Here is a 25,246-nt window from a genome sequence, read left to right as displayed (position 1 = left end):
GACCCCTCATTTATTGTAAAATAGTAACAAGCAATGCAATCAATGGAGGTGGAACCATTGTCACACAAAAACAATCCGAAGCGATTTGCTTTGAACATGAGTGCTGCTCAGTTCACCAAGTTCTATATTATGCACCTTCTGCAACTCCGTCAACCGATGATCAGTGAGCATTTCAAGGCCGAATTTAAACAGTTAACCAACAATTGGGTACCGGCGCCTTCAACACTTCTTGACACCCTTCATGAAATGACAGAGCAGGGGTTATTATACCGGAAGGAAGACTATAAGTCACATGACCGGAAACGTCAGAAGGTGTATTGGTACAGCCTTACGGATGATGGGAAAGAAGAGTTCGACGTATTGAAGAAGAGATATAAACTTTTGTTTGAGGAACAGATTTTTATTTTGAAAAAGATTATGTCCGACGTTTACCGTTAGGAGGGGCACACATGAGGCTGAGTGTCTTAGATCAGAGTCCTATATCAAAAGGGCAGACAGCAGAAGAAGCGTTGCAGCAAACGATTCAGCTTGCCGTTCATACGGAACAACTGGGTTATCACCGTTATTGGGTAGCAGAACATCATAACACAAATGGCCTCGCGGGATCTTCACCGGAGATATTAATCGGTCAGATCGCGGCTTCTACGAGAAGGCTTCGGGTTGGATCTGGTGGAGTGCTCCTGCCGCAGTACAGTCCACTGAAAGTTGCTGAAACGTTCCGGGTATTGGAAGCATTCCATCCGGAGAGAATCGATCTTGGTGTCGGTCGTTCCCCTGGAGGTGGAAAAAGGACGAGGCTTGCTTTGACGGATGGAATGGAAAAACCGCTTCACTCGTTCTCCAGGCAGGTAAAGGAGCTGCAGCAGTTCCTTCATGGAGATATTCCTAAAGGACACGAGTATTATGGAGTTTCAGCTCGCCCTGCCACGAAGACAGTACCTTCTATGTGGGTACTCGGCTTGAGCGAGCGTGGAGCGAAGCACGCAGCGTTATATGGTACTGGATTTACGATGGGGCACTTTATCAGTCCTGATAAAGGGGAGGAAGCTGTTCGTACCTACAGAGAACGTTTTCGCCCCTCTAAGAGTTTAAAGATGCCGCAAGTAAACGTTTGTGTTTTCGTCGTTTGTGCAGACACGCAGGAAGAGGCAGAAAGACTGGCAGCAAGTCAGGATTTGTGGCTTCTTGAAGTGGAGAAAGGATTAGAAACGAGAATCGCTTCTGTAGAAGAAGCGAGCACACGTACGTACACGGAGAAAGAGATGGAAAAGATTCGCAGCAACAGGCGTCGCTGCATTATAGGAGATCCTCACCATGTAAAAAGGGAGCTTGACCTTTTAGCAGAAAAATACGGAACGGAAGAATTCTTAGTGATTACCAATATCTATGACTTTAATAAGAAAAAGCGTTCCTATGAACTGTTGGCCGAACTTATGTAAACCATGCGCGGAACCCCTCTATTATTATTCACCCAAACCAATTTGCCCCTTTCTGCATATACAGTAGAAAGGGGGGATTTGGAATGAGTAAAGGATATGGTGGAGGATTCGCGTTGATTGTCGTATTGTTTATTCTCCTCATTATTGTAGGAGCTTCTTGGTGGTATTAATCACCAGCGTAGAGCGCGGCAAGTGCCGCGCTCTTTTCGTTTGCGTTTACATAAAGAGCCCATTTTAAAACGGGGTAAGGTAAGCTATAATAGGGAGTATTATGTTTATAAAGGATGGCTATAAAATGAGCGAAAATAAAAATCTGGGAACCATACAAAAATTAGAGATCCTAAAAAAGATCACCGGCGGTTTTTCGGCCACTGACGGAACGAAGGAAATCATCATACCTGATGAAGAAATCCAGGGCGAGATGGAAATCGGTCAGATCGTTGATGCTTTTATTTACACGGATAAAAAAGGCACCGAGACAGCTACGATGGATATTCCGGATGTCACAAGGGATTCCTATGGATGGGCAGAAGTCGTCGAGTACATGGCTCCTATGGGGGTATTTGTCGATATCGGTCTTCAAGGTAAGGATATTCTCGTATCTTCCGATGAACTCCCGTTACTGAAATCCGCATGGCCGAAAGAAGGGGACTATTTGTTCGTCAGTCTGGAAACCGATAAAAAGGGTCGCCTTGTAGCAGAACCAATATCGGAACAAGAGGTCATGGACGATCTGGAGAAAGCGCCGGAAACGTTGATCAACCAGGAAGTGACCGCAAGAGTGTATAAAGCGACTAAATCAGGTTCAGCAGTCCTTACAGGAGAAGGGTACAGAGGCTTTATTCATCCCAGTGAGCGAAAGGAAGAGCCTCGGCTTGGACAAACAGTAACGGCAAGGGTAATCGACGTAAAGGATGATGGTACCATTAATCTGACTCTACGACCTTTGAAGCAGGAAAGCATGAAGGAAGATGCCGAGATCATTTATGATTTTCTCCAAGAAAACGATGGAGTCATGTTCCTAAATGATAAGAGCGATCCGGAAGCCATCCGGAATCAGTTCCAGATCAGCAAAGCAGCTTTCAAACGGGCGTTGGGACAGCTGCTGAAACAGTCCAAAATTGAGTTTAAAGATGGTAAAACTGTCATCAAACACCACTCGGAATAATACTTAGTAGCAACTCCGAACAATATAAAAAGAACTTCAATCATCCATAAGGATAAAGAAGTTCTTTTTTTTATGGAGATAAATATACATCTTTAAGTATCTTCAGTAGTTAAATGGATGCTTGACACTATAATTGAGAAGGATTATCATTATCTTTATCATAAACCAGATAAAGGGGAACAATAATGGAAACGACTAAATCAGATTTAGCAAAAATTATCAGGGAACGACGATCAGTAAAAACCGGCTACAACAATGAGCCTGTCCCTCAGGAATTAGTAAAGGAGCTCCTGGATGATGCCTGTTGGGCACCAACTCACGGCTTAAGGGAACCTTGGAGGTTTATCTACATACCAGAAGAAGAGAAAGAGGGGTTTGTTGAATCACTTGTTCAGACATTCCCTAAAGACATGCAGGAAAACAGGAGAAATTATTTCAGCCAGCCGACTGCCTTTTTAATTGCGGTTATGGAAGAGGACCCGCGACAGAAACAATGGGAAGAGAACTTTGGAGCAATCAGCTGCTTGCTTCAGAATTTCCAGCTGCTGGCATGGGAGAGAGGACTCGGCGTCGTATGGAAAACAAACCCGCAGATTCATGAACCGAAAGTTCGTCGTTTATTAGGAGTCGAACAGGGAGAGAAGATTGTCGGATTCATCCACATGGGCTTTTTTGATCACGAACCAAAAACGAAAACGCGGACACCGATCGAACAAAAATGGAGCGTTTATAAAAATTAACACAAAAAACACATCGATTTGATGTGTTTTTTATTCGTTTCATGCCGAAAATGCCAAAAATGCGAAGGGAAGAACTAATGTTCGCGTTTCTTGTTCTTATATTTTGAATCAAAAGCGATCAAAACGACGCCTAGTGTTTCTCCAGGTCTTCCACGAGTTTCAGTTTGTGTGCCACCCATATTTTTCACAATTCAGACTCCAGTGGCAAGGTCAAATTTATACAATAAGGCTTGATGATAGACGGGGAGGCTGCATTCATTTTATGATAGAGGTAAAACGTTAATAAAGGAGCATTTTATGAATTTTATCGCTCTCGATTTTGAAACAGCCAATAGAGAACGCTCTTCCGTTTGTTCCATCGGAATAGTGGAGTATGATAATGAAGAAATTGTTCAGGAGTATTACAGGCTCGTCCAACCGAAGAACAATTATTTCGCACCAATCAATATTCAAGTACACGGAATTACTCCGGAGGATGTAGCTGATGCCGAAACGTTCGACATTCTTTGGGAAAGGGAAATAAAGCAGATGGTGGAAGGGAAGCTGGTGGTCGCTCATAATGCCCCGTTTGACATCGGCGTACTTCGAGCTGTGCTCGATGCTTACCAACTTCCGTATCCTATGCTTGCATACAACTGTACCGTCAATATTGCAAAAAAAACATGGGATCTCCCAAAATACAAATTAAATGTCGTGGCTGACCACCTGGGCTTTGCTTTCCATCACCACCATGCCCTGGAAGACGCTAAAGCCTCCGCCTTTATCCTTCTTGAAGCAAAAAAAGAACTTGGCGCCGTAAACCTCAAAGACTTAATAGAAAAGACGGGGACAACAAATGGCATGATTTTCGACGGTGGATATGAACCGGCCCGGATCAACAAACGAAAAAAGGCCAGGAAATCTACTGGCCATACATTTGCTGCAGCAACCAAAGAAATAAATCACAATCACCCGTATGCCGGTTGTACGATTGCTTTTACAGGGAGATTAAATGGGTTGAAAAGACAAGACGCAGTAGAACAAATCAAACGTGCAGGAGCCGTTTGGCACCCTCAGATTGAGTCAACAACCAATTATGTAGTGGTGGGATCTAAAACGTATGATAACTATTTAAATGGAGAAAAAACAACAAAACTTGAACGAGCTGAACAGCTGTTAAGGCAGGGAGCATCCATTGAAATACTACCCGAGACCGTTTTCATGAACGAGTTAAACAAAAACGCTACTGTGTAACGCTTCACAGCAGCGTTTTTGTTATGTCAAACGTTCCATTCGAAGAAAATACCGGCTGTCTTTTAAGACTTGTGGATGAACAGCAACAGCGAGCTTCGGCTGTCTTCCCAGGTTAATCCCGGCACCGTAATAATACGCCTGCCAGACAATCTTACTGCAATACTGCTGGTGACTTCTGCTTCCTAAAGTCGTCATGATTGTGTAGTCTGCAGGTGTATGATTGGGATAGTGAGTATCAATATATTGCGCAGCACGCAGGCCCGCATCTTTTTGTTTCGGTTTGTACCGTTCGATTCCACGAAATTTTTGTAAGTAATACGGAAGAGGATCTCGGATAATTCCTGCAGGCACAGAATGAACCACATGATTATCTCCAGTTACGATGCCCACATGTCCGATATAAAATGATTCTTTCTTACCAATCGGGGAGAACAACAAATCACCAGGTTCTACCAAAGAAGCATCGAGTCGGCAGCAGCTGGAGGGGTTCTTAGAAATATATCTAATTATGGACACCAGAACAGCTAAAAGGGAAAATAACAATCGTTTTTTCATGGAATCGTTCCTTTAACTTATGATTTCTTTTAGAGTACTTCATCGCCAGTAGAAAAACAAAGGGAATGAAAGATGCTAAGTGCCAAAAATACCGCCCCCGGAACAAATGTTCGCAAATCATTCTTATAGCAGTTAACCAACAAAGAGAGAAGACAAATGACTCGCTTACTTATTTTAATAATTTTCTTAGTTTACATAATATATATTATACTGAGTCATTTAAAATAATGACTTTCCGTCTCAATAACTAAGTATACTTTTGATATTGAGACAAAACAGATAAAAAATGTACAGATCCAAAATTGCATCAATTACTGGTTTTACTTTGTTAAACCACACAATTTGTTCATATTGTGTTTTTTTCGTATTACTCATCTGCTTTGTTTTTCTTCCATGAATCAGTTGATCGTTCCTTGTTAACCAAGCAATGATCATGACGTTGCACTTATTAGTTATTCCGTCTATAGATCATCTTTATGACTGCTATACAAAATCCACGTTCATACTTCCTCATTTATTCATTGCATTTTTCTTTAGAATCCAGTAAAGTTTTAATTCGGCTGCCTAGTTTTCCAGCCTTTTATTTCACGTATGCCGGGTCTTTTTTCATTTTATTGAGTGTTTTATATTTTTCTTTCGGAGTTGCTACTAAGTTGTAAGTTAGAATCTTAAACGACTTTTGTTTTATATTTCCGCGAACTTATGTTCCGTTGTTGATTGTATCATTCTTCAGGTTCGGAGTTGCTACTAAGTTTCAATGAAAAAAGTCACAGAGTATTACTCTGTGACTTTCATTTTTGTTTTTTTGGACGATGGACTTTCGTTCTCGTTGAAAACTTTTATCGTTTCATAATAGTAATCAAGAATTTGTTCCGATGGTTTCTGCCAGCTGTATTTCTCTGCTTCAGCTCTTGCGTTGCTGCACAGTTCTTCATACAGATCATCATCTTCCAGGCGCTTAATAGCAGCGATCATGCTTTCTGTATTCTCATTTTCAAACAGCAGGCCTGTTCTGCCGTCTTCTACCTGTTCCATGGTAGGCCCGCTCTTCGCTGCAACAACCGGCAGCCCGGAAGCCATCGCTTCAAGAATAACCAACCCGAGCGTCTCTGTTACAGATGGGAAAATTAAAGCATCCGATGAAGCAAACGCTTGAGCAAGTTCCTCTCCGTGGAGCAACCCTGTAAACACCGTATTGGTCCCTTCAAACGTCTTTTCCAGCTGGTCTTTGACAGGCCCTTCCCCGACGATGGCAAGCGAAATATCGTCCCTTGATTCAAGTAAAGGCTTCAGCTTATGGATCTCCTTCTCAGGCGCCAGTCGCCCTACGAAAACAAGAAGCTTATTCTCCGTATTACCGTCGGAAAGCCTTTCTCTCATCGCAGAAGTCCGATGCCGCGGATGATAGTGATCCACAGCCACCCCCCGATCCCAAACACTTACGTTATGGAACTTCTTATCGTCAAGCTCCTGTTTAATCGCTCTCGATGTACATAAATTGACATCTGCATAGTTGTGCAGCTTCCTGAAATACCACCATACGAGCGGCTTGAATGGATAAAGCCTGTAATAATCAAGATACTTCGGTACATGGGTATGATAGGATGCAATCAACGGGTAGTTTAATTTGTCCGCATAATATACCCCTGAGACCCCGACGAGGGCCGGATTAACGACGTGAACCAGGTCTGGATCATGTTTGATCAGAAGCTCCTTTACGCGTCGCTGTGGGAGCGAAAACTCTTTGGATCTGTAAAAAGGCATGGTTGTCGGTTTAACCCCTTCGACAATCGCCCCTTCATATTCTGTCACTCCAAGATCCGGAGCAATGACTATGACTTCATGCTCTTGGTTGATCAGGTATTTGATTGCTTCCTTTAATCTTGTTACGACTCCATCCGTGGATGGAAGGAATGTTTCGGTAATAATGGCGATTTTCAAAGCGGAAAACTCCCTACTTCCAAGTAATGGACGGCAATACGTTCTCTTTAATAATACGGTCTTTATGTTCGATCGCTGTTTTAAGAATGCCCCGAATGACATCATCTGTCAGAAGGTGCGGTTCCAGTCCCAAGTCTTTCAGTTTCGTATTCACCGCATTGTAATAATGGTCTTCATTCTCAATTCGCGGGTTTTCAATCTGTTGGACATTTGTGTTCAGTCCTTCTTCTTTCGCTATCTGCTGGACACGTTCCGCAAGCTCCATGACGGAAAACCACTCTGTGAACTGGTTGAATACACGGAATTCTCCTTTGTCAGCAGGGTTCTCTGCTGCAATTTCCACGCAGCGGACGGTATCCTCGATGTTAAGGAAAGCCCTTGTCTGCCCTCCGCTTCCATACACCGTCAAATCATGACCAATTGCTGCCTGGTTGATAAAACGGTTAAGAGCCGTACCGAAGACACCGTCATAGTCTACTCGGTTCACAAGCAGCGGATCAAGCGCCGTCTCCTTGGTATGTAGACCGTAAACAATGCCCTGATTCAAATCTGTCGCACGGATTCCCCAAATCTTACACGCAAACATGATGTTATGGCTGTCGTGCACTTTGGACAAGTGATAGAAAGAACCCGGCTGTTTCGGGTAAGGAAGCAGGTCTTTACGTCCTTTATGTTCTATTTCAATATATCCTTCTTCTATATCAATATTCGGTGTTCCGTATTCACCCATCGTGCCGAGTTTAATCAGATGGCACTCCGGTGCAAATTCTTTAATGGCATACAGCACGTTTAAGTTACCGATGACATTGTTTGATTGAGTATAGACCGCATGTTCGCGGTCAATCATGGAATAAGGCGCGGACCGCTGTTCGGCGAAATGCACAAAAGCTTCCGGCTCTGTCTGACGGAATACTTCGCTCAGGAAATCGTAATGATTCAAATCCCCGATAAATGTCTTGATTTCTTTACCGGTCACTTCTTTCCACTTCGCTACCCGTTCTTCCAGAGTGGCGATTGGTGTCACGGAATTGGACCGCAGCTCATCGTCATATTTCCTGCGTACTAAATTATCTACGATGGTTACATCATGACCTTGCTTGGATAGGTATAATGCTGTCGGCCAACCGCAAAAACCGTCTCCCCCTGCTACAATAATTCTCATAATCCTACCTCCTAGTAACATCTAGCATACTCGTATTCCTTTTTGCGCAGTAAACCGTCCGATGCACCTTTCATGTGCACCTAAGGTCTCTACGTTTTTGACTTTACCATTAATTCAATTTTGAAACAATTAATTACTGGCTAAGTATTTGTGAACTATGTAAGAAATAAAAGACCATGCTGTTTATATGCCTGAGAATTATAATACCCCAACCGGTCTATCCCTTAAACGTATCTATTAGGAAAAACAAGTAAAAGAAAGACGCATAGACCTTTTCAGATCTGTGCGCCTCTCTTTTTAATGCTGATTTGCATCATCTTCTGTTTTCTTCTCTCGTTCTGACGGCTGATCAGATTCGTCTTCCCTTTCTTCCTTTGCAGCAGCCGCTTCTTTGTACTTCTCTTCCTCTTTATGAAAGGAATGGACAGCACCTCTGGACACATAACTCTCCAGCATCGCCTTCAAATCCATCCCGGTCGTTTCCTTCAGTGATTCCTGAATACCGAGCATCGTAGACGTAACACTGCTGGCAACTTTTGCAGTGCCGCCTTTGCTGTCCTGTCCCCCCATATCAATCACTTTCATATCTTTGATTTGACTGAGCGGCTGAGAAACTTTTTCTGCGTATTCTGGAAGTACGTTGATCAGCATTTCCATTATGGCCGCTTCTCCGTAATGCTCCATCGCTTTCGCCATTCGTTCTTTCGACTCCGCTTCTGCAATTCCGCGTTGACGAATGACTTCTGCTTCTGATTCCCCTTTAATTCTTTCATTATCCGCTTCCGCCTGAGCCCGTTTTGTTACTTCATAAGCCTCTGCATCTGCAATCGACCGTCTCCGTTTGTTTTCTTCCGCTTCTAATTCAACGGCTCGTTTTTTCTCAATATACTGGACTTGGAGCTCTTCTTCTTTGATCTGCTGAGCGAGCTTTTGACGTTCCAGTTCTCCTGCCTGCTCTGCATTCGCTTTGGCGCGGTTTGTTTCCTTCTCAAATTCTGCTTCTTTGATATCTTTTTCTTTTCTTGACTCTGCAACAGCAGTCAAACGGCGGTTTTCTTCATCCTGCGCTTCCTGGTCATTCTTCGCCTGATAGATGCGTGTTTCTTTCGTTGCATCGGATTCAGCCATGTTGGCTTTTTTCTGCACTTCCGCAATATGAGGACGCCCCAGTGCATCTATGTAACCATTCTCCACATCTACATCCTCGACATCATTCAAGGCGAATGAAGTGATTTCGAACCCCATTCCCTTTAGATCAGACTCTGCAATTTTTTTCACTTGCGTATTAACTTCTTTGAAGTCGTTATAGATTTTTTCAATAGGAAGGGAGGCAATGATGGAACGAAGATGTCCGTTTAAGACGTCTTTTAGCTCCTCTTCCCTTTCTTTTTGCTTTTTCCCTAAAAACTTCTCGGCAAAATTGGCCATAATTGCAAGTTCGCTTCCAATACTGATGACGGCTGTACTTGCCACCCGAACCGGAATCCCTTCTTTTGTGTAGGCTTTTTCTGAGTTTACCTGCAGCTGGAAGGATGTAAGATCAATAGGCGTTGCGGTTTGGAACATTCTAAGCCGGTAGCCTCCGCCACGGATGATCTTGACGGACCTCCCGTTATCGTCTTCAAACACATTCTTCTCCTGCTCCGGGTCCCCGAGCTTCGGTCCTGTCACAATCAGTGCTTCATTGGAACTCGCTGTCTTGTAACGCAGGCGGAAAATAATCAGGGTAATGATCCCCGCTATAATGGCGATGATACCGACAACCCCAAGTATCAACAAAGTAATTGCTCCTTCAAACATCTTTCTCTCTCCTTTATTGTACATTTGTCATTCGTGGATAAATATCCCATGACTTTTCCCACCGTATAGAAAATGATAGAAATTTTCAACCTTTTCCAAGGAATTATTTGTGAAAAATGCGCAAACATTCCTCCATCCTTTTTAATCATGTATAATAAAAAGAAAGACAATTCTGAATTCTGGGGGTTTTTGCTTATGTCCAAGCACGAAAATGTATGGATGCCTGATCCCACGCAGGCTGAATCTACCCGGTTATTCCAATGGATGAAAAAACTTGGATTTACTGATTATGACTCTTTTCACCAAAAGTCTGTAGAAGACCCCGACTGGTTCTGGAAAGAAGTTGTAAACGAGCTTGGAGTGGAGTGGTACACCCCATTTAAGAAAACGCTGGATCTCTCCGCCGGTCCTGCGTTCCCGAAATGGTTTGATGGTGGTATAATGAATGTCGCTCATTTGGCTTTGGATCGATGGGCAGGGAACCCTTTTAAGAAGAACGCTGTCGCTCTCTACTGGGAAGGTGATGATGGTGTGCGCCTTTCTTATACGTACCAAGAGCTCCATGACGAAGTGAACCGCATTGCAAATGGTTTGAATAGTCTTGGAATCACACAAGGAGACAATGTCCTTCTGTACATGCCGATGATTCCCGAAACAGTGATTGCCATGCTCGCCCTGTCCAAAACAGGCGCCGTTTTCTCACCAGCATTCTCCGGTTACAAGGAAGAAGCACTTCTATCTAGATTAAAGGCTTCCAAGGCAAAAGCTCTCATTACTGCGGATGGTTTCTTCCGGCGCGGCAAATCGATTCGAATGAAAGACGAAGCAGACCTTGCTGCTGATCATTGTCCTTCCCTTGAACACATTATTGTTGTAGAAAGGACAGGTATAGAAATCGACTGGAATCCTTACAGGGATGTACAGTGGTCTTCTTTAAGGAAAAATGGTAACGCTTTCAAAACAGAACCCATGCATGCAGACGATCCTTTTATGATTATTTATACGTCAGGAACGACTGGAAAACCAAAAGGAGCTGTCCATTCTCACGCCGGTTTTCCGATAAAAGCGGCATTTGACGCAGGTATCTGTATGGATGTCCGAGCAGGGGACACGGTGTTCTGGTACACGGATATGGGATGGATGATGGGGCCTTTTCTCGTCTATGGAGGCCTGATTAACGGAGCTTCCGTCGTCCTTTTCGAAGGAACACCGGACTATCCCGCCCCCTCACGGTTATGGGAACTGGTTGAACGGTACAAGGTGACTCACTTAGGGATATCCCCCACTCTCGTCCGTTCGTTAATGAGGCACGGGAAAGAGTGGCTGCGACAACATGATAAAACCTCTTTGAAGCTCATTGCATCCACTGGAGAACCATGGAATCCCGATCCCTGGCACTGGCTGTTTAAGCATGCCGGTCAGAAAAAAGTACCGATCTTCAACTATTCCGGCGGTACGGAAATTTCGGGAGGGATTTTAGGAAATGTATTGATCAAGCCGATTCAACCGGTCACGTTCAATGCAGCACTTCCAGGTATGGATGCGGATGTATGGAATGAGCGAGGGGAATCTGTAACGAATGAAGTAGGAGAGCTGGTTATCAAAACTCCGTGGGTAGGGATGACAAATAGTTTTTATCAAGATGATAAACGTTACCTATCCACTTACTGGAACCGTTTTAAAGACACGTGGGTCCACGGAGACTGGGCTTTAAAAGATGAAAAAGGTTATTTTACCATTACCGGGCGATCGGATGATGTCCTCAATGTAGCCGGGAAAAGGCTCGGTCCTGCTGAAGTCGAATCGGTCCTTGTTGATCACGAGGCCGTTAGTGAAGCAGGTGTCATCGGGGTCCCGCATGCAATCAAAGGAGAAGAGCCTGTCGCCTTCGTCATCTTGTCCCCCTTGTACGAAGAAGGAGATGTCCTTTTAGAAGAATTGCAGCTATATATGGAAAGGAAACTTGGCAAAGCGCTTGCCCCGAAGCGCATGCACTTCGTCAAAGATTTACCAAAAACGAGAAATGCAAAAGTGATGAGAAGGGCCATCAAATCCGCATATTTGAATCATTCATCCGGTGATTTGAGTGCGCTTGAAAATCCGGATACGGTCGAAGAAATAAGGAAGATCGGTGCTTCCCTTTTGAATGAGAGAGAATAAAAAAAGCCCCTGGTCCAAGAAGGATCAGGGGCTTTTTTTAAACGGGATAAACACCGTGCTTTCTTTCTGTGAAGATGATGTCCTTTCGTTCGTAAGCCTGGAAACGAATAGCCAAGGCAGAACGAAGTGCATCCGGTTCCACTATATCATCTATGATCATTTCAGATGCCAGTCTGTATACATCAATGTTCTCCTTATACTCCTGCTGCTTTTCCTGAATAAAAGCGGGACGGTCCTCTTCCGGAAGTTCCGCTATTTTGTTTGCATACACAGCGTTCACGGCTGCTTCCGGTCCCATGACGGCAATTTGAGCAGACGGAAGAGCAAGACATGCATCCGGTTCAAACGCAGGACCTGCCATAGCATACAATCCCGCACCATATGCTTTTCTTACAATCACTGATATTTTAGGAACGGTCGCTTCACTCATGGCAGACAGCATTTTAGCCCCGTGCCGGATGATTCCGGCGCGTTCCACCTTTGTTCCGATCATGAAGCCTGGAATATCGGCAAGAAAGAGAAGGGGTATATGGAACGCATCACATAGCTGAATGAACTTAGCAGCTTTATCTGCAGAATCAGGAAACAGGACACCGCCTTTTGCCCGCGGCTGGTTGGCAATCACACCGACACTTCTTCCTTCGATTCGTGCGAGACCTGTAATGAGTTCGGGCGCAAACTTCTTTTTGATTTCACAGAAAGAACCTTCATCAATCAACCTGTCTATCAGCTGATACATATCAAAGGGCGCATTTTGATTGGAAGGGATCAAGTCACCGATGGATTTGTCAAAGTCTCCCGGTGCAAGTGGCGTCTTTTTCTTCGGCCGCTCCTTATGGCTCTGCGGGAAGTAGCTTAAATAGTCCCTTGCAAATTGGACAGCTTCCGATTCATCTTTGGCGAGAACATCGCCGCAACCGGAAACCGAACAGTGCATTCTTGCCCCGCCCATTTCTTCCAATGACACTTTCTCACCGATAACTTTCTCTGCCATTCTCGGTGATCCCAGATACATTGAAGCATTACCATCGACCATGACAACGATGTCGCAGAAAGCCGGGATATAAGCCCCACCTGCTGCAGATGGACCGAAGAGAAGGCAGACCTGCGGGACACGACCGCTCAATTTTATTTGATTGTGAAAAATTCTACCGGCTCCGCGTCTGTTCGGAAACATATCGATTTGATCTGTAATACGTGCTCCTGCGGAATCAACGAGATACAGCATCGGCAGATTAAGTTTCATTGCTGTTTCCTGGATGCGTATGATCTTCTCTACCGTTCGTGCCCCCCACGAGCCTGCCTTCACAGTTGAATCGTTAGCCATCACACAGACATCTTTGCCGTTAATTTTTCCTATTCCCGTCACAACACCGTCCGCAGGGAGTGATTCGTCCATACAGTTTGCAAAGAAAGCATCTTCCACATCGATATCGTCGTCAAAAAGCAGCCTCAGGCGTTCACGGACGAACAATTTCCCCTTTTGGGCATTTTTTTCATGATACTTTTCCGCCCCGCCTGCCTTAATCCGCTGCTTATTTTCTTTCCACGTTTTTTTATTGGGCATCGTCTTCTCCACGTTTATTCTCCTTTATAATCCGGCTTCCTTTTTTCTTTAAATGCATTCAACCCTTCCAGGCGGTCTTTGGTGGGAATGGTTACTTCGTAGCAGGAGTGTTCGATTTTCAAGCCGGCTTCCAGATCTGCATCCAGCCCTTCCTGAATTGCTTTTTTTGCCTGTTTCAGTGCTGTTGGTGCATTGCGTGCGATGGCACAGGCGAAATCTTTTGCTTCAGATAATAAGAACTGCGGCTCATACACATATTCGACAAGACCGATGGCTTGAGCTTTATCCGCCTCCACCGGCTTTGCAGAGTAGATCATAGCTTTTGCTTTCCCTGGTCCGATAAGGCGGGGCAGGCGCTGCGTACCTCCCGCGCCCGGAATGATGGCAAGCGACGTTTCCGTCAACCCTGCTTTTGCAGAACTGCTCATAAACCGGATATCGCAGGCAAGAGCAAGCTCAAGCCCGCCTCCATAAGCAGCACCATTCATTACTGCAATCGTTGGAATAGACAACGTTTCCAGAAGTCGAAACGTACTGCCGATCTTCTCCACTGCCGCCAATACCTCTTTTTCGCCCATTTCCGCCCGTTCTTTCAAATCAGCGCCTGCGGAGAATGCTTTGTTTCCGCTCCCTGTTATTAAAAGCACACGTATCTCCGGCCGCCGCTGAATATCTTTGAGCGTTTCTTCCAATTCATCCAATAACCCGCTGGAAAGGGCATTGGCACTCGATGGTCTGTTTAATGTCAGCAGATACACATGGGTATCCAAAGCCTCCAGTTTCGTGAACGTATCCATCAACCTACCTCCTCTTTAGCGGCTATCTGTCTTTGATGGCTCGGCAGACGTTTTCCGAGCTCCTGCTCAAGGAAGGCAGCTGCCTTCCTTAGTTTTTCTTCATTAATTCCCGTCTCGATCCCCATACGATGAAGCATGTGAACGAGGTCATCTGTTGCAAGATTTCCTGAAGCTCCCTCGGCATAGGGACATCCACCAAGCCCGCCGAGAGATGCATCAAAGATGGTGATTCCATGTTGAAGAGCCACCGTCACATTTGCGAGCGCCATTCCGTTGGTATTATGAAAATGGAGCGCCGTATGTTCCAAATAGACTCTCTCTTTCATGTACTCAAGAAAAAGGTCGACCTGCTTCGGATCGGCCGTCCCGATGGTATCGCCGAGAGATATTTCGTCCACCCCCATCTTCAAAAGTGTCTTTGCGACTGCTGCTGTCTGCTCGAATGGGACATGTCCTTCATAAGGGCAACCGAATACACAAGAAATATAACCCCTTACCTTTTTTCCTTCCTGCTTGGACTCTGTGATGACTTCTTGCAGAACAGGATACGTCTCGTTGATGGTTTTGTTGATATTCTTCTTATTGTGTGTTTCACTCGCCGACATAAAGACAGCTACTTCATCGACACCATTATCCAGCGCTTTGCGCAACCCCTTTACATTCGGGACGAGAGCAGCGTAGGTCGTTCCGGGATTTCTGTCGATGGACCTCGCCACTATATCAGCATCCTTCAGTTGTGGAATCCACTTCGGATGAACGAAAGAACTGAATTCAATATATTCATACCCGGCAGCAGAAAGAAGATTTATCCATTCCACCTTCCGCTCCCATGGAACCTCTACCGCTTCATTCTGTAACCCGTCGCGCGGACCGACTTCCTTTATCTTTACTTTCTCAGGGAATGAGATCATAGGACCCTCCTATTCAATGACTGCGATCGTATCTCCTTCATTGACAAAATCGCCTTCTGCAACCTTCATCTCCTTTAGGACACCGGAGTATTCTGCCGTGATTGGTATCTCCATTTTCATTGACTCCAAGATTACGACATCCTGCCCGTCCTCTATCGAATCTCCTTCTTTTGCTACCAATTTCCATACACTTCCTGCCATCGAAGCCTTCACTTCCTTCATCTCTTCATCCTCCTCATTTCGTTAACGTCGGTAAATAATGAACCTCAATAAAATCTGTTTTCGTGTCGCCAATGATGAAGTTCTCATGCGTAACGATCCGCTTCAACATCATCAAATTTGACTTAATTCCTTCTATTTCATACGCATGCACGGCTTGCGTCAGTCGTTCTACGGCTTCTTGACGGTCCCCGCCGTGGACTATTAATTTCGCAATCATTGGATCGTAGAAAGGGGTGACTTCAGAACCTTCACAGATGGCCGTCTCATGACGGATTCCATCTCCTTCGGGAAGACGAAGCTTTGTGAGTTTGCCGGGAGAGGGATAGAAAGTATTGGAGTCTTCCGCATAAATCCTCACTTCTATCGCATGCCCATTCCTTTGTACATCCTCCTGTCCAAAGGACAACGGCTTCTTAGCTGCAATGCGCAGCTGCTGCTCAACAATATCCACCCCTGTAATTTCTTCTGTAACGGGATGTTCCACCTGCAAACGCGTATTCATTTCCAGGAAATAGTGGTTCTCTTCCTGGTCTACGAGAAATTCAAGCGTACCCGCATTCGTGTAGCCGAGACTTTCCACCGCTTTCAGAGCACTTCTATACATCTTTTCCCGCGTTGCTTCAGATAGAGACGGGGATGGTGCTTCTTCGAGTACTTTTTGATGCCTGCGTTGAATCGAACATTCCCGCTCAAATAAATGTATGGCATTCCCGTGTTCGTCAGCGAGCACCTGAATCTCTATATGGCGCGGCTTGTCAATCAGTTTTTCTAAGAACATCTTGCCGTCTCCGAAAAATGTCTCCGCTCGTTTCGAGTTCCCTGCGAATGCCTTTTCCAGTTCCTGCTCATTATGGACCGCCTGCATACCGATCCCTCCGCCGCCTGCCGCTGCCTTCAGCATGACGGGATAGCCGAATTCATCTGCGATTCTCTTTGCATCTTCCACAGAATCAACCGAACCATCCGTACCGGGGATAATTGGAACACCAGCACTTTTCATTTCTGCTCTAGCTTCTACTTTGTCTCCCATCTTGGCAATAACCTTTGAAGGAGGACCGATAAAAGTCATCCCTTCTTCTTCCACCTTCCTCGCAAAACCTGCATGTTCGCTTAATAGACCATACCCGGGATGAACGGCCTGTGCGCCGCACTTTACAGCGACGTCGAGAATTTTATCCGCATTTAAATAAGATTCGCTTACTCTTGGTTTACCGATAAGGTAGCTTTCGTCTGCCATGGATACATACGCACTGTCCTGGTCCGCTTCCGAATAAACAGCGACCGTTTGAATGCCCATCTTCCTGCACGTCCGAATGATCCTGGCAGCAATTTCTCCCCGGTTGGCAATCAATACTTTGGAAAACATAGGTGTTTCCTCCTCACGTTTCTGTTTGCAGTATTTCAAGCGCGCTTTCCCTTAAACGGAATTTTTGTATTTTACCGCTGGCCGTCATCGGAAACTCCTCTACGAAACAGATATACTTCGGAATTTTATGTTTCGATATACTGCCTGAACAAAACGCACGAATATCCTCTTCTGCCAATGTGACGTTTGCCTTTGGAATGAGAAATGCCATGACTTCTTCCCCGAATTTCTCATCAGGCACTCCAACGATCTGTACATCGAGAACGTCCGGATGTTTATATAAGAACTCTTCGATTTCTCTGGGATAGACGTTTTCGCCTCCACGGATGATCATGTCCTTGATTCTTCCGGTAATTTCGATATATCCTTCCGTACTGCAGACAGCAACATCTCCCGTATGCAGCCATCCGTCCGGATCAACAGCCGCTTCCGTTGCCTCTTCATTCTTATAATATCCTGCCATTACCAAATATCCGCGTGTGCACAGTTCACCTGGTACACCCGGAGGAAGCTCTTCTCCGGTGGCCGGTTCGATTATTTTCACTTCGACATGCGGATGGACGCGGCCGACGCTCGTCACACGAAGGTCGATCGGGTCATCGGCTCTCGTTTGAGTAATCACCGGGGAGGATTCCGTCTGTCCGTATGCAATGGTTATTTCTCCTGCACCCATGTCGTCCATCACCCGCTTCATCACTTCCATCGGACAAGTCGAACCTGCCATGATGCCGGTACGGAGGGTTGTCGGTTTCCATTTTTCGAAATCTTCATGGTTCAATTCAGCAATGAACATCGTCGGGACACCATGAAGCGCTGTACAAGATTCGTTCGTAACCGCTTTTAATACTTCCAGAGGATCGAACTGCTCTAAAATAACCATTGTCGCGCCTTTAGAAACCGCCGCCAAAGTTCCTAGTACGCATCCGAAGCAGTGGAAGAAAGGAACCGGTATACATAGGCGGTCTTCGTTTGTAAGCCGCATGCAGTCGGCCACCTGGTTTCCGTTATTCACGATGTTATGGTGACTTAACATGACGCCTTTAGGGAACCCTGTCGTCCCGGAAGTGTACTGCATATTAATGACATCCCGGAAATGAAGCGTCTCTTTTCTTTCTGAGAGATCCTCGTTTGAAACAGTCAGTCCCATATCGAGAAGATCCTGCCAGTTGTAGCATCCTTTATATGAGCGCTCGCTTAATACGATGACATTCTTTAGAAATGGAAGTCGTTCGCTTTCCAAAGCGCCTTTCTCACATGTTTCAAGCTCAGGACAAATTTCTTTCAAAATATCCATATAGGACGTTCCCCTGAAATCCTCTGCAAGAATGATAGTGGAAGCATCTGACTGCTTCAATAAGTATTCCAGTTCCTGAGTTCGGTAGTTCGTATTGACGGTTACGAGAACGCCACCCATTTTTCCGGAGGCAAACTGGCTTAATAGCCATTCCGGCTTGTTGTCCGCCCAAATAGCTATATGTTCTCCCTTTTCAACACCAAGAGCCATCAGGCCTTTAGCCACTTCATCCGTCATTTCTTCAAATTCCCTGTAAGTTTTCCTTATCGACAAACCAGGATAGACAAAAGCCTCCTGATCCGGATGCTGCGCTGCTTTTTCTGACAAGAGTTCCCCAACGGTCTGTTCCAATAAAGCCATAACGCTTCCTCCTTCCTTTAATTAACAGCCTAATGAGCGGGCGATAACAAGCCGCTGTATTTCTGAAGTACCTTCTCCAATTTCCAGGAGTTTCGCATCGCGCAAAAAGCGTTCCACTTCATATTCGCGCATATAACCGTATCCTCCGTGTATCTGAATCGCCTCATTTGCTGCGCGGAAAGCCGTTTCAGAGGCGAACAGTTTGGCATAGGCGGATTCTTTCGTAAATGGCTTTCCTTTATCCTTCAACCAAGCCGCCTTATGAACCATGTTCCTTGCAAGCTCGACTTCCATCGCCATATCGGCCAGTTTAAATTGAATAGCTTGAAATTTGGAAATCGGTTGACCAAATTGCTTCCGTTCTTTTGCATAGGCTAAAGCCCTGTCTAATGCAGCTTGAGCAATACCGACAGCAAGTGCCGCAATAGATATTCTCCCGCCGTCCAGCGTATAAAGAAACTGTTTGAATCCTGCCTCCGGATCTCCAAGCAGGTTTTCTTTTGGTACTATGACATGATCAAGAATAATCTCTGATGTGTTGCTGCCTCGTACTCCCATTTTGTCGTACGGACTCGTCACCTTCATGCCTTTGGTATCTTTCGGAATGATGAAAGCAGAGATGATATTTTTCCCGTCCGGACGCTTACCGGAAACGGCAGTCACAGTTATCGAACGAGCATACTCCGCATTAGTAATCCAACACTTTTCCCCGTTGATGACATAATGATCACCATTCAGTTCCGCGCGGGTTTGTGTGCCAGCGGCATCGGATCCTGCATTCGGCTCCGTCAAACCGAAAGAAGCAAGCCCCTCTCCTTTAGCAAGTGGTGTCAAAAACGTCTGTTTCTGCTCTTCTGTTCCGAAATAATAGATAGGACTTGCCCCGAGGGAAACCGCTGCAGCATAACTGAGTCCTGTGGACCCGCAAACACGTCCGATTTCTTCTACAGCAAGTGCGTAAGTCACCGTATCTCCACCGGAACCGCCGTACTCTTCCGGGAACGGAATGCCGAGGAGACCAAGCTTGCCCATTTCTTTAAAGATATCTTCTGGAAACTCCGCGTTCTTATCAATGGCAACAGCTCTCGGTCCGATAACTTTATCCGCAAAGTCACGCACCATGTTCCTCGTCATTTCCTGTTCTTTTGTCCATTCAAAATTCATAGATATCCTCCTTACAAGTTGGAAGACCGACTGGTTGGTCTGTAATCAAACAAAAAAGAAAACGCTTTCTTTTATTCGTAAAAAAAAGGCACCTTCAATAAGTGATCAAAATATGTCCGGTCCTCTCTTCCCGGTAACAAAAGGTGAAGTACGAGGTCTGTGTAGACATCTGCTATCTGTTCGATTGTATAGGGGCCGTCTTTTCTATACCATTTGTACATCCAGTTAACCATTCCGAGTATCGCCATGGCCGTAACTTCAAGAGGAAGCTCCCTTCGGAAATGTCCTGTCTTCTGCCCTTCCTCCACAATGTGAAAAATCAGCTGCTTAAATTCATCGCGTTTTTGATTTATTTTTTCTGCATAGGGTGCTTTTAAGTAGATGCTCTCTTGATAGTAGACGGAAATGTGGGGTTGATATAAGTCGAATACGTGTACGAAAGCACGTATGATCGCCTGCACCTTGGCAACCGGAGATGGATGCGTGTCGTCTGCTGCCCTCGCTTCCCTCCATACATATGTAAGAAACATGTCATGAATGACGTACAGCAGTTCATCCTTTGATTGAAAGTGGTGATAGAACCCTCCCTTGGAAGTACCGGAAGCCTGCACGATTTCATGAACGGAAACGCCGTGAAACCCATGTTTTTCAAATAAGATCAGCGAATGTCCAATGATCCTGTCCCTAAGCTCACTCATACATCACCTCCAAGCGATGAATATACATTCATCTTATCACATTTTTCTGAAAATACAACGAGGTAAAAAGAAGCACCCTGATATCAGGGCGCTTCTTATACCTTAACCGTTATCCGTATCCTCGGATTCATCACGAAAAGGGATTTCATATTCCGACTTGAGCCATGCTTCGACCACCCGGCCCTGCTCCTCTGTATCAAGGACGTAAGAACCGTTACTGTAGCGGTCATTGGCTTTGAAATCCATCGGCTTCAATTCTGTTATCTGATCCTTCTCCGTCATTAGCACGATTTGATCGTCGCGCTGCACAAGGTGCACATCAATCAACTGATGCGGGTCTTTCTTCAACTCTCTCAGCATGATGAGCCCTCGTTTGGCTCGACTTGTACATTCAAATTCTTTCAAACGCATTCGTTTCACCGCTGCTCGATGGGTATAAAGAAGGATGGAAGGGTCCTCCGATGCTTTAAAGACCTGTCCGGATACGACTTGTTCGTCTTCCTTAAGCGTGATGGCTTTGACCCCGGAAGCCCGCTGGCCGACAGTATTTACTTCCTCCTCTTTATACCATAGTCCATATGCTTTATTGGAAGCGATGAAAATATCGGAATTTCCATCTGTCAAATGGACATCCACTACTTCATCATCGTTCTTCAAGTTAATGGCGACCAAAGCTTTGGAATGCCGCTGTGCTTTATACAACCCTAATTCGCTCTTCTTCACCATTCCATTCTTCGTAAAGAAGAGGAGGTACCGGTCCGCTTCAAATGTACGAATAGGGATGGCTTCCACAATAAATTCGTTCTTATCGACCTGAACGATGTTGGATATATATTGACCAAGGTCCTTCCAGCGTATATCCGGAAGTTTATGAACGGGAAGAAACAGATACTTCCCGAGATTCGTAAATAACAGAATGGTGTCCGTTGTGTTCATCTCGAACAATCGGAGCAGATGGTCTCCGTCTTTCAGGGCGAAATCTTCCCCGTTCGAGGCACCGTATGACCGCGGGCTCGTCCGTTTCAGGTAACCGTCTTTCGTAACGGAAACAATGACGTCCTCACTTGCAACGGTAACCTCAAGATCGACCTTTAGTTCTTCCACTTTCTCTTCGATCGTTGTACGGCGGTTCTCGCTGTACTGTTTTTTCATGGAACGCAGATCTGCTTTGATGACCTTCATCATTTCCTTCTCATCACCAAGCAGTTTCTCCAAATAGGCAATTTGGTCGGCAAGCTCGGCCGCTTCTTTTTGAAGTGCCGTAATATCCGTGTTCGTCAGACGGTAGAGCTGGAGCGTAACAATGGCTTCCGCCTGCTCTTCGCTGAAGTCATACTGCACCATCAATTGGTGTTTCGCGTCTGCTTTATCCTTAGATGACCGAATGGTTGCAATGACTTCATCGAGGATGGAAATAGCTTTAATTAATCCTTCTACAATGTGCGCACGTTTCTTCGCTTTATTTAAGTCGTAGATCGACTGCCTCGTCACTACTTCTCTCTGGTGGTGGATATAGGCATCCAGCATCAAAGGTAAACTCATCAACTTCGGCGTCCGTTCGTGAATGGCAACCATATTGAAGTTGTAGGAAATCTGCAGGTCCGTATGCTTATAAAGGTAGTTCAGCACGCCTTCGCTGTTTGCATCTTTCTTCAAATCGATAACCACCCGCAGGCCCGTGCGGTCGGTCTCATCCCTAACTTCGGCGATCCCTTCCACTTTTCTATCAATACGAAGCTCGTCCATCCGTTTAACCATACTCGCTTTATTCACTTCATAAGGTATTTCATGAATAACGATCTGTTCTTTGCCGCCACGCTGCTGCTGGATTTCCGCCCGGCCGCGAAGAACGATTTTACCTTTGCCGGTCTCATAAGCTTTTTGAATTCCGGCAACCCCCTGTATAATACCGCCCGTAGGGAAATCCGGACCTTGAATCTTCGTCATTAATTCAGGGACTGTGGATTTCGGCTTATCGATGCGCATGATTACCGCATCGATGACTTCGCCTAAATTATGAGAAGGTATCTCGGTAGCATACCCAGCAGATATCCCTGTAGACCCGTTTACAAGCAGACTGGGAAACTTGGCAGGAAGAACGGTCGGTTCCTCAATCGTATCATCGAAGTTAGGAATGAATTCAACCGTCTGCTTTTCAATATCCCGCAGGAGCTCCGAAGATATTGCAGACAGTCTGGCTTCTGTATAACGCATGGCCGCGGGCGGATCTCCATCTACGCTGCCGTTGTTCCCGTGCATTTCCACAAGCGGATGCCGCACCTTCCACGTCTGACTCAAGCGCACCATTGCTTCATAGACCGAAGAATCTCCGTGCGGGTGATAATTACCAATAACTGTACCGACCGTTTTTGCCGATTTCCGGTAGGCTTTATCATGGGTATTTTTCTCTTGGTGCATGGCATAAAGAATCCGCCGTTGCACCGGCTTCAAGCCGTCCCTTGCATCCGGGAGGGCCCTTTCCTGGATGATGTATTTACTGTATCTCCCGAAGCGGTCTCCGAGAACTTCCTCTAATGGTAAATCTAAAAACTTTTCTGCCTCAGACAACAGGAGGTCCTCCTTTTACGATTGGATTTTATCATTTTCTAATATATTCGCTTCGTCTTCCATTCCGAAAGCGACGTGGGATTCAATCCATTTCCGTCGAGGTTCTACTTTATCCCCCATCAGTGTCGTCACACGGCGTTCTACACGAGCAAGATCATCGATGGTGACTCGAATCAATGTACGTGATTCCGGATTCATCGTCGTTTCCCAAAGCTGATCTGCGTTCATTTCCCCTAAACCTTTGTAACGTTGGATCGAATAACCATTCTTGAATTCTTTTAATAATTTCTGCATGCCTTCTTCATCCCAGGCGTATTCGACTTTCTCCTTCTTGCCTTTGCCTTTACTCACCTTATACAACGGCGGGAGAGCGATGAAGACTTTGCCAGCTTCTACAAGCGGCCTCATATAACGAAAGAAGAACGTCAAAAGAAGCACCTGAATGTGCGCTCCGTCAGTGTCCGCATCGGTCATGATGACGATTTTATCGTAATTGCAGTCTTCTAATGTGAAGTCTCCTCCGACACCCGCACCGATTGTGTGAATGATCGTGGAAATCTCTTCATTTTTAAAGATGTCAGCAATCTTGGCTTTTTCTGTATTGATAACTTTACCACGAAGCGGAAGGACAGCCTGGAATTTTCGATCCCTTCCTTGTTTCGCTGAACCACCGGCAGAATCACCCTCTACAAGATAGAGCTCATTCTTCTGTGCGTTCTTCGACTGGGCAGGAGTCAGCTTCCCGCTCAACAACGTATCTTTGCGCTTCCTCTTCTTGCCGGATCTCGCATCTTCCCTTGCTTTACGAGCAGCCTCTCTTGCCTCTTTAGCTTTGATCGCTTTTTTAATCAGCATGGAAGAAATGTCCGGATTCTCTTCCAGGAAGTAGGAAAGCTTCTCAGCGATGACACTGTCCACGGCTGATCTTGCTTCCGATGTCCCGAGCTTGCTCTTTGTCTGGCCTTCAAACTGCAGCAGCTCTTCAGGGATACGCGCAGAAATGACAGCTGTAAACCCTTCTCTGATATCGTTACCTTCCAGGTTCTTATCCTTATCCTTCAACAGCTGTGCTCTTCTTGCATAGTCATTAAAAATACGTGTAATCGCTGTCTTCGCTCCCGACTCGTGGGTACCGCCGTCTTTCGTCCGTACATTGTTTACGAAGGACAAGATGTTCTCAGCAAAACCATCATTGAATTGAAAAGCGAAATCCAATTCAATACCGGACTGGCTGCCCTCAAATGACACGACAGGATGAAGCGTATCTTTCTCCTCGTTTAAGTAACCGACGAACGACTCCAACCCATCGTTATATTGATAAACTTCCTGAACTTTTTCATTCCGTTCATCAACCAGGATGATTCGGAACCCCTTTAGAAGAAAAGCCGCTTCGCGAAGCCTTTCCGATAACGTTTCCAGGTTGAACTTCGTAACTGAGAAAATGGTCGGATCAGGCTTAAATCGGATGGTCGTACCTGTCTTCCGCGTCTTCCCTTTATTCTCAAGAGACGTAACCGGAACACCGCCGTTCTCGAACCGTTGATAGAACTTCTCTCCGTCCCTGGCAATATGAACTTCCAGCCATTCCGAAAGAGCATTTACAACAGAAGCACCTACGCCATGCAGACCTCCCGACGACTTATAACCGCCTTGACCGAATTTCCCTCCGGCGTGCAGGACAGTCAAGATGACTTCCGGGGTCGGCTTTCCTGTTTTATGCATTCCCGTCGGCATTCCGCGCGCTTCATCCTCGACAGAAACACTTCCATCTTTGTGGAGCGTGACAGTCATTTGTTCGCCGAAACCAGACAATGCTTCATCGATGGCGTTATCGACGATTTCATAGACAAGGTGATGGAGTCCGCGATGATCGGTGGATCCGATATACATCCCCGGCCGCTTTCGGACAGCCTCCAGTCCCTCTAGTACTTGTATGGAATCATCTGTGTATGTTTGATTTTGACTCGACAATTTACCATCGGCTCCTTTCTTAACCAACAACTATTACCATAATAGAACAAACGTTCGATTGTGTAAACGAATTTTACATATGGAACCTCAAGAGACCCTATGGAATAAGTCAGGGATTACCTTGACCTTT

21 protein-coding genes are annotated in these 25,246 nt (G+C 45.5%); 7 read left to right on the top strand and 14 right to left on the bottom strand.

The window, feature by feature from the left end; translation table 11 throughout:
• Positions 1–57 precede the first annotated feature (57 nt).
• The 6 genes from QRD89_RS09710 (at position 58) to QRD89_RS09685 (ending at position 4,580) form a co-directional block, all read left to right on the top strand.
• Positions 58–438 carry a PadR family transcriptional regulator gene (locus QRD89_RS09710; RefSeq protein ID WP_008640031.1) on the top strand — a complete coding sequence of 127 codons (381 nt, stop codon included), beginning with the start codon at positions 58–60 and terminating at the stop codon, positions 436–438.
• 11 nt (positions 439–449) lie between these two features.
• Positions 450–1,439 (top strand): LLM class flavin-dependent oxidoreductase, encoded by a 990-nt coding sequence (locus QRD89_RS09705; protein ID WP_008640032.1) that lies wholly within the window; start codon positions 450–452, stop codon positions 1,437–1,439.
• A gap of 83 nt (positions 1,440–1,522) precedes the next feature.
• Positions 1,523–1,609, top strand: a complete 87-nt coding sequence (locus QRD89_RS09700) for a YjcZ family sporulation protein (RefSeq protein ID WP_008640034.1) — start codon at positions 1,523–1,525, stop codon at positions 1,607–1,609.
• Positions 1,610–1,734: 125 nt separating this feature from the next.
• A complete protein-coding gene (locus QRD89_RS09695) occupies positions 1,735–2,607 on the top strand; it encodes a CvfB family protein (protein WP_008640035.1) in 873 nt (290 codons plus the stop codon).
• A 185-nt stretch (positions 2,608–2,792) separates the two neighbouring features.
• Positions 2,793–3,347 (top strand): nitroreductase family protein, encoded by a 555-nt coding sequence (locus QRD89_RS09690; protein ID WP_008640036.1) that lies wholly within the window; start codon positions 2,793–2,795, stop codon positions 3,345–3,347.
• Between the two features lie 297 nt (positions 3,348–3,644).
• Positions 3,645–4,580 (top strand): exonuclease domain-containing protein, encoded by a 936-nt coding sequence (locus tag QRD89_RS09685; RefSeq protein WP_286096798.1) that lies wholly within the window; start codon positions 3,645–3,647, stop codon positions 4,578–4,580.
• A gap of 21 nt (positions 4,581–4,601) precedes the next feature.
• Here QRD89_RS09685 and QRD89_RS09680 read toward each other — a convergent pair whose 3' ends face one another.
• The 4 genes from QRD89_RS09680 to QRD89_RS09665 form a co-directional block, all read right to left on the bottom strand.
• Positions 4,602–5,135, bottom strand: coding sequence for a YiiX/YebB-like N1pC/P60 family cysteine hydrolase (locus QRD89_RS09680; protein ID WP_286096797.1), 534 nt, complete (start codon positions 5,133–5,135; stop codon positions 4,602–4,604).
• A gap of 777 nt (positions 5,136–5,912) precedes the next feature.
• The gene (locus QRD89_RS09675; RefSeq protein WP_286096796.1) at positions 5,913–7,076 is read right to left on the bottom strand and encodes a glycosyltransferase family 4 protein; all 1,164 of its coding nucleotides are present in this window, start codon (positions 7,074–7,076) and stop codon (positions 5,913–5,915) included.
• 13 nt (positions 7,077–7,089) lie between these two features.
• The gene (locus tag QRD89_RS09670) at positions 7,090–8,238 is read right to left on the bottom strand and encodes an NAD-dependent epimerase/dehydratase family protein (protein ID WP_008638163.1); all 1,149 of its coding nucleotides are present in this window, start codon (positions 8,236–8,238) and stop codon (positions 7,090–7,092) included.
• Between the two features lie 297 nt (positions 8,239–8,535).
• On the bottom strand, positions 8,536–10,038 hold the full coding sequence (locus QRD89_RS09665; RefSeq protein ID WP_008638164.1) for a flotillin family protein: 1,503 nt from the start codon (positions 10,036–10,038) through the stop codon (positions 8,536–8,538).
• A gap of 195 nt (positions 10,039–10,233) precedes the next feature.
• Here QRD89_RS09665 and QRD89_RS09660 point away from each other — a divergent pair, with 195 nt between their 5' ends.
• On the top strand, positions 10,234–12,198 hold the full coding sequence (locus tag QRD89_RS09660; protein ID WP_286096795.1) for an AMP-binding protein: 1,965 nt from the start codon (positions 10,234–10,236) through the stop codon (positions 12,196–12,198).
• A gap of 37 nt (positions 12,199–12,235) precedes the next feature.
• Here QRD89_RS09660 and QRD89_RS09655 read toward each other — a convergent pair whose 3' ends face one another.
• The 10 genes from QRD89_RS09655 to parE all read right to left on the bottom strand — a co-directional run bounded on the left by QRD89_RS09655 (position 12,236) and on the right by parE (position 25,116).
• Complete coding sequence (locus tag QRD89_RS09655; protein WP_286096874.1) at positions 12,236–13,765, bottom strand: acyl-CoA carboxylase subunit beta; 1,530 nt, start codon at positions 13,763–13,765, stop codon at positions 12,236–12,238.
• Positions 13,766–13,779: 14 nt separating this feature from the next.
• Positions 13,780–14,562, bottom strand: a complete 783-nt coding sequence (locus tag QRD89_RS09650) for an enoyl-CoA hydratase-related protein (RefSeq protein WP_008638167.1) — start codon at positions 14,560–14,562, stop codon at positions 13,780–13,782.
• A complete protein-coding gene (locus QRD89_RS09645) occupies positions 14,562–15,473 on the bottom strand; it encodes a hydroxymethylglutaryl-CoA lyase (RefSeq protein ID WP_286096794.1) in 912 nt (303 codons plus the stop codon). The genes QRD89_RS09650 and QRD89_RS09645 overlap by 1 nt, the downstream gene beginning before the upstream one ends.
• Before the next feature lie 9 nt (positions 15,474–15,482).
• The gene (locus QRD89_RS09640) at positions 15,483–15,695 is read right to left on the bottom strand and encodes an acetyl-CoA carboxylase biotin carboxyl carrier protein subunit (RefSeq protein ID WP_008638172.1); all 213 of its coding nucleotides are present in this window, start codon (positions 15,693–15,695) and stop codon (positions 15,483–15,485) included.
• A 13-nt stretch (positions 15,696–15,708) separates the two neighbouring features.
• Complete coding sequence (locus QRD89_RS09635) at positions 15,709–17,061, bottom strand: acetyl-CoA carboxylase biotin carboxylase subunit (protein ID WP_286096793.1); 1,353 nt, start codon at positions 17,059–17,061, stop codon at positions 15,709–15,711.
• 13 nt (positions 17,062–17,074) lie between these two features.
• Complete coding sequence (locus QRD89_RS09630) at positions 17,075–18,715, bottom strand: AMP-binding protein (RefSeq protein ID WP_008638176.1); 1,641 nt, start codon at positions 18,713–18,715, stop codon at positions 17,075–17,077.
• 21 nt (positions 18,716–18,736) lie between these two features.
• Positions 18,737–19,879 (bottom strand): acyl-CoA dehydrogenase, encoded by a 1,143-nt coding sequence (locus tag QRD89_RS09625; RefSeq protein WP_008638178.1) that lies wholly within the window; start codon positions 19,877–19,879, stop codon positions 18,737–18,739.
• Between the two features lie 71 nt (positions 19,880–19,950).
• Complete coding sequence (locus QRD89_RS09620; protein WP_008638179.1) at positions 19,951–20,577, bottom strand: TetR/AcrR family transcriptional regulator; 627 nt, start codon at positions 20,575–20,577, stop codon at positions 19,951–19,953.
• A gap of 102 nt (positions 20,578–20,679) precedes the next feature.
• Positions 20,680–23,145: a DNA topoisomerase IV subunit A gene (gene parC / locus QRD89_RS09615; RefSeq protein ID WP_286096792.1), complete on the bottom strand. Its 2,466-nt coding sequence runs from the start codon at positions 23,143–23,145 to the stop codon at positions 20,680–20,682.
• 15 nt (positions 23,146–23,160) lie between these two features.
• Positions 23,161–25,116: a DNA topoisomerase IV subunit B gene (parE, locus tag QRD89_RS09610; RefSeq protein ID WP_026577416.1), complete on the bottom strand. Its 1,956-nt coding sequence runs from the start codon at positions 25,114–25,116 to the stop codon at positions 23,161–23,163.
• Between the last annotated feature and the right edge of the window lie 130 nt (positions 25,117–25,246).

This window comes from Halobacillus sp. ACCC02827 (assembly GCF_030291935.1).
Taxonomy (GTDB): domain Bacteria; phylum Bacillota; class Bacilli; order Bacillales; family Halobacillaceae; genus Halobacillus.
This window is presented reverse-complemented; position numbering and strand designations above follow the sequence as displayed.